Below are 14,553 nucleotides of genomic sequence, written 5' to 3'. Positions count from 1 at the left end.
ATATGAATAACGAGCATAAAACGCAAGCCTCTTCGGGTGTAGAGGAGCTGATTGAAAAGCTACGTCAGCAAGGGGTACAAAAAGGTCAACATGAAGCCGAACGTTTAGTTGAAGAGGCTGAACATCGTGCGGACTGGCTGCTTGCACAAGCGAAGCAGGAAGCTGATCTTATTTTAAGTAAAGCCAAGAAAGAGGCCGCACAGCTTAAGCAAGCCGGTGAAGATGCATTACGTATTGCTGTGCGAGATATGCATCTTGAGGTGAGAGAAACTTTATCACACTCTTTTACTGATCAAGTTGAGCGGTTAGTCGATACTCAAATGGATAACCCTGCCTTTATGCGTAGCCTAATTTTAGAGCTGGTGGCTAAGGTTAGTACTGATCAAGGTATTACACAGGCGAAAACGATTGATGTTTTACTGCCTGAAGACTTTATCGGTTTAGATGAGCTACGTAGAAATCCTAAAGAGTATCGCGAAGGTAAACTTAGTCAGTTTGTCCAGTCCTTAGCGGCTGAGCAGATGCGGGCAGGGGTTAATTTTGAACTGCATGAAGGTAAGGGCATAAGGGTCTGCTTGAGTGGTCAAGAAGTAGAGATTGATTTAAGTAGTGAGGCGGTTGCTAAGCTTCTATTGAAACATCTACAGCCTCGATTTAGGGCGATCATTGAGGGAGTGATTCGATAGTGTCGGATTACTATACGCTGATGACGGCGCTACCATGGCTGCCGGAACTAGAGCAGTGTACTCAGCTGCCTATTTCGCGGATTGCTTTAGATCGTCGGTTGACCATGTTGTCAGACGAAGACAGTGCGCAGTTGGCTAAAATTGAAGCGCTATTTCATCCGATTATTGATCATTACCTTAGGTTGACGGATAAAGATCTGATTGCTCAGTGGAAGGCCGATATGAGCAAGGTCGAGTCCCCGGTTATGTTGGAGTTGATTAACTACCAGATGGAGCTAAAAACTTTGCTGGCTGCTTTGAGATGTCGGGCCGCAGGTTTGGATGACCCTTCACAGTTTCATGGTGTCGGACGTTGGGTTCAATTGATCAAGAAGCATTGGTTTGAGCCGGGTTTTGGGTTGGATCGTGTATGCCCTCAGCTATTGCAGTTGCAGCGTTTAATGAGTAAAGAAAAGCCAATGCTGTTAGAGCAATATTATAATCAGCAACTATGGATGAGTTTACGTCAGACAGAGCATAGCCATCATTTTAGCTTTGAGGCGCTCGCCTGCTTTGTTTTGCGCTGGGCAATTGCCGAACGTTGTTTACGATATGACGGTGATAAAGCCGTAGGCGCGTTTAATAATTCGCGAAGTGTGTTGTTAGAACTTTCTGGTTTGAATCAGCAGTTATTACAGGGGAATAATTAGTGAATCAGCATATTACAGCGCAGGTTGTGGCGGTAAGGGACGACATTGTTACAATTAAATTGCTTAGAGGTGACGATGGTGATTATTTCCCTATTTTAAAGAATGAAATGGTTCATATTTGCCCTACACGACTTGGTAAGGGAGGGCGGCAAGAAGCGTTGCAGGCTGAGGTTCTCCGTGTACGTCATGGTGAGGCGGATGTGCAAGTTTTTGAGAATACCCGCGGGGTTGCTGTAGGTGATGATGTCACCCAAAGTGGGCATATGCTGTCAGTTACTTTAGGGCCCGGGCTGCTTGGGCAAGTTTATGATGGTTTGCAAAATCCTCTTGAGAAGATAGCCTCGAAGCATGGTTTCTTCCTACCGCGAGGTTTGGAAGTTGATGGGATAGATCGACAACAGCATTGGGCTTTTCAGCCTTGCGTGAAGATTGGCGATAAAGTGGAAGCGGGTGATGTTATTGGTCATGTGCAAGAGGGGCGCTTCAAACATCACATCATGGCGCCTTTTGATCTACAAGATTGTGCTGAAGTGAGCTGGATCCAAGAGGGAACATTTACAGTCGATACGCCTGTTGCCCGTCTTCGCGTAACTGATGATGCAGAGGAGATGGAAGTCTCCATGCAGCAAAAATGGCCTGTTCGTGTACCGGTAAGCCAGCCATTGTTAAGAAGTGGTAAAAGTGTACGCCAATATCCTGATAAGCCGCTGTTAACATCAATACGATTAATCGATACTTTTTTCCCTATCGCCCGTGGCGGTACAGCATGTATTCCTGGCCCATTTGGTGCGGGTAAAACCGTACTACAAAGCCTTATTTCTCGTTTTTCTGATGTAGATATAGTGGTTATTGTTGCCTGTGGTGAGCGTGCGGGTGAGGTTGTTGAGACGATTACCGAGTTTCCAAATATGTCCGATCCTAAAGGTGGCTCACTTATGGATCGTACCGTTATTATTTGTAATACATCGTCAATGCCCGTAGCTGCACGAGAAGCATCAATTTATACAGGTATAACCATCAGCGAATACTATCGTCAGATGGGATATAACGTGCTTGTGATCGCCGACTCCACCTCTCGCTGGGCACAAGCTATGCGTGAAACCTCTGGTCGTTTAGAGGAGATTCCAGGTGAAGAGGCGTTCCCTGCGTATCTGGATTCTGCTATACGCGCACTTTATGAAAGAGCAGGTGTTATTCAGAATAATGCAGGTGATTTAGGAAGTCTGACTTTGATCGGTACGGTCTCTCCTGCGGGCGGTAACTTTGAGGAACCGGTTACTCAATCGACCTTAAGAACAGTTAAAGCATTTCTTGGCTTAAGTGCTGAACGTGCTTATAAACGTGCATATCCTGCGGTTGATCCTTTAATTTCGTGGTCTCGTTATTTAGATCAGATCTCTGTTTGGTATAAAGAGAATTTAGGTGAGGGCTGGGTTGATCAAGTCAAAGAGATGCAGCTTTTATTGAGGGAAGGAGAATCTGTTCAACAGATGATGCAAGTGACAGGGGAAGAAGGGGTAACGCTAGATGACTATGTTTTGTACCACAAGTCGATCTGCTTAGATCAAGTTTACCTTCAACAAGATGCATTTGATGATGTAGATATATCCGTGCCTTTGTTGAGACAAAAGGATACTTTTCAATTGCTACGTGCTTGTTTGTTCGCACCAGTAGTGTTTAAGGATAAAACGGAGGTCAGGGATCATTTTGTGAAACTGACAAGCTTGTTTAAGAACTTAAACTATAGCCGCTCTGGAAGCCCAGATTTTCGTCGGTATTATGAGGAGATTGAACGCTTTACAAAGCCCTAGTGGTTTTTGTTGATCTGAGTCAATAAATAAACCGACCATTCATCCTTAGTTTGAATAGCTTCTGGTAGAATCGGCCATTCGGGCCTGCATAAAGCAGATCTAAAACGCGTAGATGATGTGCGTTTCATAGGGTTGTGATCGTAGATACGAAACTAACTGCCTATATCGGATCGGTGTCTCAATAATTTATGCCTCAAAGTCAAATACATGCTTTTCCCCGATTCCTATTGCTTGGAACTGTAGCTATAGCTGTAGCTCTATTGGTGATTGTCGCCTCTCATTTTCTGATTAAAAATCACGAAGATAACAGGCAGCGTTTAGCTGCCCTTGAAGAGGAATTTCTACAAAAAGGCCAAGACCGTTTAGTGCTAGAGATTGACAGTGCGCAAGACTATATACGTTATGTGACGGCTCAAACTGAAAATGTGCTCAAAGAGCAAGCACGGGCTGAAGTATTAAAAGCTCACGCTATTGCGACTACGATTTATACGCGAGAAAGTAGTCGCAGACCTGAGGCTGAAGTTAAAACACTCATTAAAGAATCATTAAGGGGTATTCATTTCTTTAATGGCCGTGGCTATATATTTATCGATGATATGAATGGCATCTGTGTTTTGCTCCCACCTACACCTTCTGTGGAAGGAAGCTCCTTATATGATAATAAAGATGATACAGGGCATTTTATTATGCGTGGCCTGTTGGCCTCTGTTGATAATGAGGATGGGGAAGGTTTCTCCCGTTATCGCTGGTACCCACCGAATAAAGATACTATGAGTGAAAAGCTCGCCTTTGTTAAAAAGTTTGAGCCTTACCAATGGGTTATGGGCGCTGGAGATTACCTTTCACATATTGAAAATGACTTAAAGCAACAGGCCATAAAGCGTTTACAAGCGATTCAGTTTGGTAAGTATGGCTATATTTTGGTGGTCGATAATACCGGCACGGTTTTATCCACTTCTGGTATTAGCCCGCAGGCGACAAGCTCTTTAAATCAAGAAGCAAAAGAGTTAGAACGTCAGATTATCACTAAAGCTGTTAATTTAGCGAGACAGGGTGGAGGGTTTATTAATTACGATTGGTATTTGCCAACTGGCGAAGGTCCTTTCCCCAAAATATCGTTAGTACGAAAGATCACAGGGTTAAATTTAATTCTTATTGCAGGCTTTTACCCGAAAGAGGTTGAAGAGTTACTCCAGGAGCAGAAAGTATTGCTGGCTGAAACTCAGAAAGAGGACCGAGATCAACTGTATTTATTTCTTATATCGGTTGCCGTGATTGCGCTGACTCTGTCTTTTATCCTTTCTCAGTGGATGAAAAGAAAGTTCACGCAGTATCATCGTGATCTTGAGCAAAAGCAGAAAGAGCTTTACAACAATGCGGATCAATTAGAGTTAGCGTCACGGGTTTTTCATAATGCCAGTGAGGGCATTATGGTGACTAACGCCGACAATAGAATTATTGCAGTAAACGATGCATTCGCTGCGATCACAGGGTATAGCTCTGCTGATGTTATGAATAAAAATCCCAACTTTTTGCGCTCAGGACGGCATGATAAAGATTTTTATAGCAATATGTGGACTCAGCTTAAAGAGTATGGGCAGTGGAGTGGAGAGATTTGGAATCGTCGGAAAAATGGAGAAGTTTTCCCGCAATGGTTGGCAATTAGCACCTTTGTCGATGAGATGGATAATGTCCGTAACTATATAGCTTCGATCGCTGATTTGACGGAAAGAAAAGCTGTAGAGAAAAAGTTAGCGTACCTCTCTGATTATGACCCTTTGACAAACTTACCTAATCGGCGACTTGTTGGTCACAGAGTGGATCAAACGATCAGTGTTAGTAAGCAAAAAGGTGAGCAACACTTTGCGCTGCTTTATATAGATTTAGACCATTTTAAGAATATTAACGATAGTTTAGGGCATGGTTTTGGGGATGAAATCCTACAAAAAATAGCTAAACGTCTGAAGTCTTTACTCAGAGAAGGAGACACCGTAAGTCGTTTAAGTGGGGATGAATTTGTGATCCTTATGTCAGAGTTAGACCACTTAGAGTCAGCGGTTAGTCTATCGGAACGTATTTTACATGAAGTCTCTAGGCCATTAGAAAATGATAGTCATTTAACGGTCACGCCAAGCATAGGTATTTCTGTTTACCCTAATGATGGGTTAAGTTTCGATGAGCTATTAAGAAATGCTGATGCTGCTGTGCATTTTGCTAAAGCTCAAGGGCGCAATAACTATCAATTCTTTACTGCTGAGATGAATCATCAAGCATCTCAACGTTTGCATATTGAAACAGAGCTTCGTAAAGCGATAAAGAACAAAGAGTTTGAATTGTTTTACCAGCCTCAGTTGTGTTTGCAAGATAACCAGTTGGTTGGGTGTGAGGCTCTCATTCGTTGGCAGCACCCAATACAAGGATTGGTTTCACCGGATGCTTTTATTCCTCTATCAGAAGAGACTGGATTGATAATTCAGGTTGGCCGTTGGGTGCTAGAGCAAGCCTGTCTTCAAGCAGCCAAATGGTCAGAACAATATAATGCCAAGATCACGATGTCCGTAAATGTATCTGTACGGCAGTTTAGACCGGAACTGGTTGAGGAGGTCCGTAGTGCTTTACGTGAGTCAGGTCTGGCTGCAAATGCTCTTGTTATAGAAATTACAGAGAGCACATTGATGCAAAATGAAGAAGCGACTTTAGTGTTGCTTCAAGAGCTAAAGAATCTGGGTGTTCAACTGTCGTTAGATGATTTTGGTACGGGCTATTCAAGTATGGCCTACTTAAAGCGTTTTAATCTGGATCAGCTCAAAATCGATCGTGCATTTATTAGTGATCTTCCCCATGATAAAGATGATGCAGCTATCACATCGGCGATTATTGATGTGGCACATCATTTTGGTTTAGTTACCGTAGCAGAAGGTATTGAAACGATCGAACAGGTGAAGTTTCTGGCTGATGTCGGTTGTGTTGAGGGGCAAGGTTTCCTTTATGAAAAGCCGATTCCAGTTAAGGAGTTTGAACAGAAACACTTCTCTTAAAAAAATGTTTAGGGGCTATACCTTATATGGCAGAGCCGTCATTTTCAGACTGTGACTAATTGTCACATGTGGCATTGGGTCACATTTATAATTACTCCTCTTTAGTTAAAATCGCCGCAATTCAACTCTTGTGGCTATTTTTCTATGAGTAAATATCTACCCTCTTTACTTCTCTTTGTAACTACCTCGTCAGTCGCTAATATCTATTGGCAACCGGTAGAGCAAACTCACTCTTCAGGTCATGGCCGTCAAGCTAAGCAGTTTCAGCTGATGGGTGAGCAGCCTGAGTTTAGTTCTGTTATCGAATTTATTCATTCGGATTTAGTGTCCGCTCCCTTAGATAAAAAGAACAGTATCGTTACACTGAAACCGACTGGGAAAGATAGTTATCACGCGCTAGTGGCTCGCCAAAAGAGTGATAATTTTCAGAGCCTAGCGGTTCGATATATTTATAACAACGGCCGTCCAGTTAGTACATCTCCCTCTGATCTTCTCGCTGTTGAATTGGGTGGTTTGCAAATAATCCCCTCTCCCTTGCCAAGAGAGCATTGGCGCTATGAAAGCTTAAAGACGTATAACTTTAATGTGATTTTGGATGGAGCTCCTTTGGCTGATCACCCTTTGCTCGCTACCACCACCTTAGGCAGTAATAAAGTGGTACATACCGATGATGAAGGCCGTGTGCAGCTGTTTATACCGGAAGATTTTCCAGAAATAGTGCCGCTTAAACGTGCCACCCCCGCTGCTGAACTGCAATTGTTTAGTGCGGTGGAGAAAGATGGCGTTACTTATGAGGCAAGTTTAACTACCGCTTACCACGCTAGCGAAACAAGTTGGAAAAGTGTCAGTTTAGGTGCAGGTGTTGCCCTTGCTGGCATTGTTTTTGGTTTTGTTATTAATCGCCGTTTACCTGAGCATAGCAGGAGAAAAGTGAAGTGAATACGTTGAAAAACCTAACGGTACTGCGGCGTTTTGTGCAGTTATTTATGTTTATTTTCTTGGTTTATGGATCGACGGTTGTTGGTTTCTATGCGGCGGATAAGCTTTCCGGTGCTTTGCCATCATTAAGCTGCGCGTATGATTCTATGAACGCTGATTACTGTGCTCTTATTCCATTACAGCATCAATTTCATCATCGTTTGGGGCCTGCAGTTGATAGCGGTGATTATTTGAAATTGTTGCTACCGGTGGGTACAACGATCGTTACTTTTTTAATGATGTTTGTACTTCTTAATAAGGCCTTTTGTGGTTGGGTCTGCCCTTTGGGTTTTTTCCAAGAGGTGATGGGGCTTATTGGTCAAAAGCTGGGATTGCGCCAAGTGAAAAGTTTGTCCCACGGTGCTGTGGATAAAGTAAGGCCTATTAAGTGGCTTATGCTCGGTGGATTAGTGTTTGGCCTACCAGCATTGACCAGTTTAGGTTTTCTGAGTGATGAGTGGGGTGATCCCTTCTGCCAAATATGTCCTAGCCGTATTCTGACTACACTGTTTACAGGCAGTGATGAGCAGTTGTTTGTTGATACTTCGACTCCTAGCTATATGGTGCTGTCTATCTTAGGTGATTTTCTTTTTGGTTTGGTTATCGCTATGTCCATGACCTTGCGTCAGCCGTTTTGCCGTATCTGTCCTTTGTTGGCGATGCATGCAGTGTTTCGCAAGATAGGTTTTGTTCGTTTAGTTAAGAAGGGGTCTTCGCGCTGTGATAAGTGCGGCCTTTGCGCTGAAGCTTGCCCTATGGATATAAAAGAGCTCCAGACAGATCACAATGCAACAGATAAAGCTAAAGATGTCACCTTGCCTGACTGTACCTTATGCGGTCGTTGTGTCGAATTTTGTCCAGATAAAGATGTTCTGCAAATCCGTTACCTTAATATCCCGGTGTTTAGCGCTACTCCTCAGTATTTTAAGCGACGTAAAAAAGCCCAAACTCAATGGGAGAAAGTTAAGCTCATTGGTTTTGATCGCTCTTTGGCTAAGCCGGTGAAAGTGAAATGATGAGCGCAGACCTATTGCAGTTAGGGTTTGTTGCTGCGACTTTCTCCGCTTTTTTAATCGGCCTTAGCTTTGGTACAGGGCCATGTAATCTAAGCTGCTTACCTTATTTAGGCCCTGTTTTACTTGGGCCTGGCGCTCAGCGACCTTTTGTCGAGGTGGTACTGCCTTTCATGTCAGGTCGTCTTTTGGGTTATCTATGCATGGGAACAAGTGCTGCATTGCTTGGCGGTATTATAAAGAGCTACCTTGCACATCCCTTAGTGCCTATTTTTGCTGCAGTCGTTAGCTTGTGGTTAGCACTAAAAATGTGGCGACAGGCAGGTGAAAAAAAATGTTCAAGTGCCGGTGTTCATCAACCTACTGGGTCTAAAAGTGACAATCTTATCGCTTCTGATGCACAGCCGCTTGATGCACGTAACGCATGGCAGTTGAGTATGCTTGGTTTCTCGTTGGCGTTAAATCCTTGTATCCCTCTACTTGGCTTGCTTGCTGCTGCTGCGCAAAGTGCAGATCCTGTTTGGGGAGGCGCTATTTCTCTTAGCTTTGGTTTAGGCGCCATCGTGATTCCTAGTTTATTAGTCCGTTACGGGGTGGCGTTATTGGGTAAGGAGTTGAGAAATCAATTGGTTCAGTGGCAAGCAGGATTAACACGCACCGGCGCATTAATGTTGGTTCTAGTAGCGGTTAATACGGCATGGCGAGGTATTCCAGGATGATGTGGATAGATAAAGGCGGACCTATAGTATGGATTTTGGTTGCCTATTCCGTTATTGGGTTTTCTATTTTGGCAGGGCGTTATTTACAACTCCTATTTACACGACGGGTAAAGCTGGAACAGCCTATCTCACAGTGGAAGGAGAGCGCTGAAAAAAGAGTTGTTGTTACATTACAGCAGAAACAAAAACGGCATGCTCATGGGCCTGAGCTTCGAGCGGCCGCTACCCATCTGATTTATAAAGAGATCAAGGTGTTTGAAACGGGCCTTAAAACTGTGTCTATTCTAGCGAACACCGCACCTTTGTTGGGTTTGCTAGGTACTATTGCTGGCATGATAAAAGCGTTTCAAGTCATTGAAAATGCAGGTGGTAAGGTGGATGCGACCGCACTAGCAGGAGGCATATGGGAGGCGATGCTTACAACGGGTGTTGGGTTGGCTGTCGCCATTCCGCTATTAATCTTTCTGCACTTTCTTGAGTCCGCTCTGGCACGCTATCACTGGCGATTGCAAAAAGCGGCTGCGCTAGTATTGGATCATCATGATCTGGAGTCGTCGAGCGTTCCTGAGGTGGCTAAGGATGAGGGGGCTGTTAGTGCGATATAAGTCTCCTGTTCAACAGCATGGGATCCTAAATTTAACCCCATTAATAGATATAGTTTTTCTTTTACTGGTGTTTTTTATGCTGACCGCGCACTTTGTTGATGAAAAGCAGATTGCGTTACAACTACCTAGCGCGGAAAGTGCGATGGATACCCATGTTGAGGACATTGTTACCGTGAGTATTGATGCGGCGGGAATCTATTTTATTGATGGAGAAGCCTTACATGCTCATATGTTGCGCGAGCGTTTGAAGGTGGAACAGGGTAAAAACCCTGAGATAATCTTGCAGTTAAAGGCCGATCAAGAGGTGAGTTATAGCAAGCTTGTTCATGTATTAGATAGTGCACGCTTGGTGGGAATATCTAGCATAGATATAGTTACAGAGTCTCTTTAATGTCTGTCCCGATTAAACCTTATCACCGCCTTCTTTTTGTCGTAGGCGTTCTTTTTTCACTTGGTATTCATGGGGTTGTTGGCTATAAACTGCAGGATACCAAAGTGGAGCAAACGCAGGAGTTAATGCCAAGTTATGCTGCTGTTCGCATCAATGTTTCCAAACCTATACCCGCCCCCGTACCTAACACCTCTGCGTTAGAAAAATCGGTAGTTCCTGTTGCCGAATTGCCACCTAAAATTGAAAAGCCAAAGCCAAAGCCAAAGCCAAAGCCAAAGCCAAAGCCAAAGCCAAAGCCAAAGCCAGCCGAACCGTTAAAGTCTAAGGATAATCAGGCTGCTCAGCCTCAGCCTCAGCCTCAGCCTCAGCCTCAGCCTCAGCCTCAGCTTGAGTCCATAGTGCCAAATGATCTACCTATTATAAGTAAGGCTGAGCAGCGGGATCGTTTGCTTGCTGAGTTGGTTCGGCGCATAGACAAAAATAAACAGTACCCCAGTCGTGCACTTAAACGAGGGATTCAAGGGCGGGTGAGCTTCCGTTTAACCTTGAATAACGAGGGCTACCTGCAGAGTTTTGAGTGGATTGATGGAAACCGTTTGTTTTATAAAAGCACTTTAGCTTCGATCAAGCGATCTTTACCTATATCTATTCCTTCTGAGTTGTTAAATGGCGCTGCCTCGTTTAATTATGAGTTGGCGTTGCAGTATAAGATTCTCCGATAGCCTTGGCTGCGCTTTGTTTGTATCTTCCTTTTGAGATACTTGCTCCTTTCAGATTTATCCATCTAACAGATAGACGTTTTTATAGTTGAGCAGCTTCAGCTATTTCGGACTGTTTGTGCCTTATTTTAGTGATTACTTCTTTATTTAATCCCTCTTTTTATAAATTTACAGTTTATTTTTGATTTTTCATAAGTTAATTATGATTATTCGTATAATTACTTTTAATCATTATTCTTCTGTTTTTATTGAAATCTTTTCAAGTCAAAACAAACCTATAAAGTCCTTATATTTCAATGTCTTATGTTCTTTTGAAGAAGAGAGTATTGCTCTTCTTATTTTTTCTTTTTTTCTCTTATATTTCAATAGGTTACATGTCGATAATTATCTTAATTTATTTGTGATTTATCAATATAAAATATATAATTATCATTATAAATTAATGCTTATTCAAAAGGAGTAAATGAAAATGCAAGAAAAGGAAGTGAGGCTTTTATTTAAGGCGGGTGTGTTTGATTCATGCCAAGCAATGCCTATCTCTATGGCACGGGGATGGACGCTTAAATTTGTTACTAAACAGGAGGAAGTTTTTACACTTGAGCTTCAACGTTCTAAAAAAGAGCGAGAATTTAAAAGCTTAGATGGGGCGGCAGCCGTCGCTAAGCGAATTGGGTTTGAATGGCTGAAAGTTCAAATCGGTGATTTGGAATGGCAGGAAAAAGTTAAATAGATCGGTGTGTTTTTTGTAATAAAATTAAGGATCGGTGCTATTCACATCACTCTTATTAAGTGAGGTCGGAATATTGTTGCTCGCTTGGCTCTGATTTGAGTTAGACCGAGATTGTTTCTGAAAAGGGCTATAAAAAAAGCCATCTGTTACGATGACTTTTTGGTGGGGGTTTAAAGGTACGATTTAGAATTGATAACGATAACTCAGCATGGCTGATCGAGGCGCTCCAGGTGAAAAGGTTTTTTCACCACTAGTATCTTTTAGTGCTTCCACAGCGTAACGCTTATCAAATAGGTTTTGGATGTTTAGGCTGATATCGTGAGGACTTTTTGTGTAGCCAATATTAACGCTGGTGACAAAATCATAGCCGCCATATTTTTCGCTATTTGCGTTATCTAGATAATATTCGCCCCAGCTGTCGGCTTGTAAGCGTGCTTTTATGCCAGATGGGTGGGTATAGTTTGCATTGATGCTGTAGTAGTGTTTTGGCACAAAGGGTAGCTGATTACCTGAGCGGTCAAAGTTATCAGGAACGCCCATACTATAAACAATTTCAGAAAAGTCGTTATAGGTGTAGTCGCTATAGGCGTAATTGAATCCGAGTGATAACTCCCCGGGGAGTTGTTTCTCTAATACATTTAATGCACCGCTAAACTCTATGCCCTTTTTATCTGTGCTACCTGCATTTTGGTAGATGCTTTCGCCGTTCGTGCGGACGTTAATAATCTCATCTTCTACTTCGCTGATATAGGCATTTAAGTCAAACTGCCATCTGGAGGCGCGACCTTTTAAGCCCACTTCAAAACTGCGGCTCGTTGAGTTTTTAAGATCGGAATTGCTTTCGAGCTCGCTTGCAAACGGCACTTGCTCGCCTTGCGCCAAGTTACCGAACAGGGTGAGGTTGTTGTTGAGTTTATAACTAACACCAACGCGTGGTGAGAACAGATCAAAGCTATGTTGCATTTCACTGTTGCCGCCACTACCAGGAATTGTTAGATAACCGCCCATGCCATAGTTATATGAGGTATCGCTATTCCATGTTTCTTGTTCGACTTTGATATGATCAAACCTGAAACCTGCATCAATTAGTAATCTGTCGTTGGGGCGTAGGTTTTCCTGCAAAAAGAATCCGTAAACGGTATTTATTTCATTTTGTTCTTCTAGTAATTCACCCTTTCTATCAGATAGAGTGCTGACTAAGGTGGGGCCTGCTGTAACTATATCGGCGTAAGCATATTTTTGTGCGCCTATATTACGGTCTTGGCGATATGTAATACCGCCGACTAAATTGTCTTTACCTAGCAGATTATGAGCATAAGCAAGTTCTAAATCGGTCCCCCAGATATCAACTCCCGGCGTATCATTAATAATGCCCGTGACGGGATGGAAATGACTCCAGTGGTTATAGTAAACGCGTGGTTTCAATGTGATGGCGCCCAAATCTACATTTAGGCGGCTGTTGAAAAAGAAGATTTCAGAGTTGCGGGCAGAGTTTTTAAAGGCGTCGCTGTTATCTGTTTGTTTACCGGTGCGTTTGTACTCTTCAAACTGGCTTTCGTTCATGCTGCCGGGCAGATTGAGCTGCGCTTTTGTATAGCTGAATTCAGTCTCTAATTCGCTGTTGTCTGATGGGAGGAAGCCGCCCTTTATACTGAACTGGTTGGATTCAAAATCATTATGCTCGCGCCAATCATTATCTGCTTTTCGGTGGGATGCAGTAATGGCGAGTGCGTTACCCTCCTCGGACATAAATGATTTACGTAGATGAAGATTGCTCTGTCCGAATTCACCAGTACCCAGTTTGATTTGATCGCGTCTATCATCAAAAACCGATTTTGAAATAATATGGATCGCACCACCGGTAGAGCCCGGTGCATAAATATTGCCTGGGCCTTTGCTGACCTCGATCTGTTCAATATCTTGGGTGTCGATAAAATCCATACGCGTGAAGCTATCAGGATCGGTAATAGGTACACCATCCCTAAGCACCATGATCTCTCGTATACCGTACTGTGCTTTTAATCCTGCGCCACGAACTATCATGCGTGAGCTGTAACCGCCGCTAGTGGATTCAATTAATACACCGGGTGTGCCTTTAAGTGCATTGGCAATGTTGGTCATATTCTCTTGTTCGAGTCGAGCTTGATCAACAATCGCAATGCTTTCAGGTACTTCAGCTGAGCTTCTTTCTGCTCGGGTAGCTGTGACCGTAATCGTATCTGGAATTATTTCGGTCGTTACTTTTGAGGCTGAGTCTTCATCGGCAAAAACCGAGAGAGGAGCAATCATTGCCGAAATGAGAATAGCTATTTTTTTGGTGGGGAAGGGGGGCTGACATAGTGACATGTGATTTCCGTCCTAAATATATATTGGCGCGGAAAATAAGTGATTTTTAGTACGCTAACAATGTGGCACAGTGTCGCGCGGCATCCTGCCGCAGGTCGTTCCGCGGTTTTTTTTATATTAATTAGTAGCATTAATGAATGGTTGTGATGTTATTAATTATAGTTTTGACTTGAAGAGCTGGTGTGACGTTATTGTGATTGGTATCTTTACGGCGCACATGAAGTGCATTTTTATAGATAGTTATTTAAGGAATAGTTAGGTGAGAAAGATACTTATAGCAACGGCTTTGATGGCCGGTATGGCATCACAAACTGCAATGGCTGATTCAGCATTCTATGTAGGTGGTAGTGTTGGTCAAACTGAGATTGATTACGCTGCATTTCCAGGTTTAACAGTAACGGATGATTCTGATACGAGCTGGAAACTTTTTGCTGGTTATAATTTTAATAAAAACGTTGCGCTTGAGTTCGCGTACCAAGATTTAGGCGACAGTACAGTTGATCTTTCGGGTGTTCCGGTATCGGTTGATGGCGATGCTGTTTCTTTAGCGGTGCTCGGCAAGTTGCCATTGGGTGAAAAGGCTGAAGTGTTCGCCAAGTTGGGCGTCGCACGTCTTGATGCAAATGTTGATGCGGCAGGTATAGGAAGTGTATCTGATAGTGAGTCAGATGTGCTTTATGGACTTGGGTTTAATTATAATGTGACTGACACTGTAGATGTGCGTTTAGAGTGGGAGCGTATGGATTTTGAAGACCAAATTGATACGGTATCACTTGGTGTTAGTTATAACTTTTAAACGAGTATAGCTACAGTGCTTTTAACGCCCTC

The 14,553-nt window shown here is 43.1% G+C and carries 13 protein-coding genes; 12 read left to right on the top strand and 1 reads right to left on the bottom strand.

Annotation, left to right across the window (positions count from 1 at the left end; all coding sequences use genetic code 11):
• Positions 1–2: 2 nt before the first annotated feature.
• The 11 genes from Q4486_RS06425 to Q4486_RS06375 all read left to right on the top strand — a co-directional run bounded on the left by Q4486_RS06425 (position 3) and on the right by Q4486_RS06375 (position 11,379).
• On the top strand, positions 3–686 hold the full coding sequence (locus Q4486_RS06425) for an ATPase (RefSeq protein WP_303416237.1): 684 nt from the start codon (positions 3–5) through the stop codon (positions 684–686).
• Positions 686–1,375, top strand: a complete 690-nt coding sequence (locus tag Q4486_RS06420; protein ID WP_303416238.1) for a DUF2764 family protein — start codon at positions 686–688, stop codon at positions 1,373–1,375. Before Q4486_RS06425 ends, Q4486_RS06420 begins: the two co-directional genes overlap by 1 nt.
• Entirely contained in the window at positions 1,375–3,186 is a 1,812-nt protein-coding gene (locus Q4486_RS06415; RefSeq protein WP_303416239.1) for a V-type ATP synthase subunit A, read from the top strand. The genes Q4486_RS06420 and Q4486_RS06415 overlap by 1 nt, the downstream gene beginning before the upstream one ends.
• Before the next feature lie 188 nt (positions 3,187–3,374).
• Positions 3,375–6,224, top strand: a complete 2,850-nt coding sequence (locus Q4486_RS06410) for an EAL domain-containing protein (protein ID WP_303518825.1) — start codon at positions 3,375–3,377, stop codon at positions 6,222–6,224.
• A gap of 144 nt (positions 6,225–6,368) precedes the next feature.
• Positions 6,369–7,163, top strand: a complete 795-nt coding sequence (locus Q4486_RS06405; RefSeq protein WP_303518824.1) for a hypothetical protein — start codon at positions 6,369–6,371, stop codon at positions 7,161–7,163.
• Positions 7,160–8,218, top strand: a complete 1,059-nt coding sequence (locus Q4486_RS06400; RefSeq protein WP_303518823.1) for a 4Fe-4S binding protein — start codon at positions 7,160–7,162, stop codon at positions 8,216–8,218. The genes Q4486_RS06405 and Q4486_RS06400 overlap by 4 nt, the downstream gene beginning before the upstream one ends.
• On the top strand, positions 8,215–8,934 hold the full coding sequence (locus tag Q4486_RS06395) for a sulfite exporter TauE/SafE family protein (protein ID WP_303518821.1): 720 nt from the start codon (positions 8,215–8,217) through the stop codon (positions 8,932–8,934). Before Q4486_RS06400 ends, Q4486_RS06395 begins: the two co-directional genes overlap by 4 nt.
• Positions 8,931–9,539: a MotA/TolQ/ExbB proton channel family protein gene (locus Q4486_RS06390; RefSeq protein WP_303518820.1), complete on the top strand. Its 609-nt coding sequence runs from the start codon at positions 8,931–8,933 to the stop codon at positions 9,537–9,539. The genes Q4486_RS06395 and Q4486_RS06390 overlap by 4 nt, the downstream gene beginning before the upstream one ends.
• Entirely contained in the window at positions 9,514–9,930 is a 417-nt protein-coding gene (locus Q4486_RS06385; RefSeq protein ID WP_303416245.1) for a biopolymer transporter ExbD, read from the top strand. Before Q4486_RS06390 ends, Q4486_RS06385 begins: the two co-directional genes overlap by 26 nt.
• Entirely contained in the window at positions 9,930–10,652 is a 723-nt protein-coding gene (locus Q4486_RS06380) for an energy transducer TonB (RefSeq protein ID WP_303518819.1), read from the top strand. The genes Q4486_RS06385 and Q4486_RS06380 overlap by 1 nt, the downstream gene beginning before the upstream one ends.
• A 466-nt stretch (positions 10,653–11,118) precedes the next feature.
• Positions 11,119–11,379, top strand: coding sequence for a hypothetical protein (locus Q4486_RS06375; protein ID WP_067863284.1), 261 nt, complete (start codon positions 11,119–11,121; stop codon positions 11,377–11,379).
• 183 nt (positions 11,380–11,562) lie between these two features.
• Here the strand turns inward: Q4486_RS06375 and Q4486_RS06370 are convergent, their stop codons facing one another.
• On the bottom strand, positions 11,563–13,725 hold the full coding sequence (locus Q4486_RS06370) for a TonB-dependent receptor (RefSeq protein ID WP_303518817.1): 2,163 nt from the start codon (positions 13,723–13,725) through the stop codon (positions 11,563–11,565).
• A 259-nt stretch (positions 13,726–13,984) separates the two neighbouring features.
• Between Q4486_RS06370 and Q4486_RS06365 the strand changes: the two genes are divergently transcribed.
• The gene (locus tag Q4486_RS06365; RefSeq protein WP_303518816.1) at positions 13,985–14,521 is read left to right on the top strand and encodes an outer membrane beta-barrel protein; all 537 of its coding nucleotides are present in this window, start codon (positions 13,985–13,987) and stop codon (positions 14,519–14,521) included.
• Positions 14,522–14,553: the final 32 nt, after the last annotated feature.

Source organism: Neptuniibacter sp. 2_MG-2023 (assembly GCF_030547495.1).
Taxonomy (GTDB): domain Bacteria; phylum Pseudomonadota; class Gammaproteobacteria; order Pseudomonadales; family Balneatricaceae; genus Neptuniibacter.
The sequence above is the reverse complement of the archived record's forward strand: the minus strand, read 5'-3'. Positions and strand labels throughout refer to the sequence as shown.

Bases quoted from the DNA above. Each gene is read 5' to 3' on its own strand.
- Q4486_RS06425 (WP_303416237.1), top strand. From the start codon at position 3: ATGAATAACGAGCATAAAACGCAAGCCTCTTCGGGTGTAGAGGAGCTG.
- Q4486_RS06410 (WP_303518825.1), top strand. From the start codon at position 3,375: ATGCCTCAAAGTCAAATACATGCTTTTCCCCGATTCCTATTGCTTGGA.
- Q4486_RS06405 (WP_303518824.1), top strand. From the start codon at position 6,369: ATGAGTAAATATCTACCCTCTTTACTTCTCTTTGTAACTACCTCGTCA.
- Q4486_RS06395 (WP_303518821.1), top strand. From the start codon at position 8,215: ATGATGAGCGCAGACCTATTGCAGTTAGGGTTTGTTGCTGCGACTTTC.
- Q4486_RS06390 (WP_303518820.1), top strand. From the start codon at position 8,931: ATGATGTGGATAGATAAAGGCGGACCTATAGTATGGATTTTGGTTGCC.
- Q4486_RS06385 (WP_303416245.1), top strand. From the start codon at position 9,514: ATGAGGGGGCTGTTAGTGCGATATAAGTCTCCTGTTCAACAGCATGGG.
- Q4486_RS06380 (WP_303518819.1), top strand. From the start codon at position 9,930: ATGTCTGTCCCGATTAAACCTTATCACCGCCTTCTTTTTGTCGTAGGC.
- Q4486_RS06375 (WP_067863284.1), top strand. From the start codon at position 11,119: ATGCAAGAAAAGGAAGTGAGGCTTTTATTTAAGGCGGGTGTGTTTGAT.
- Q4486_RS06370 (WP_303518817.1), bottom strand. From the start codon at position 13,725: ATGTCACTATGTCAGCCCCCCTTCCCCACCAAAAAAATAGCTATTCTC.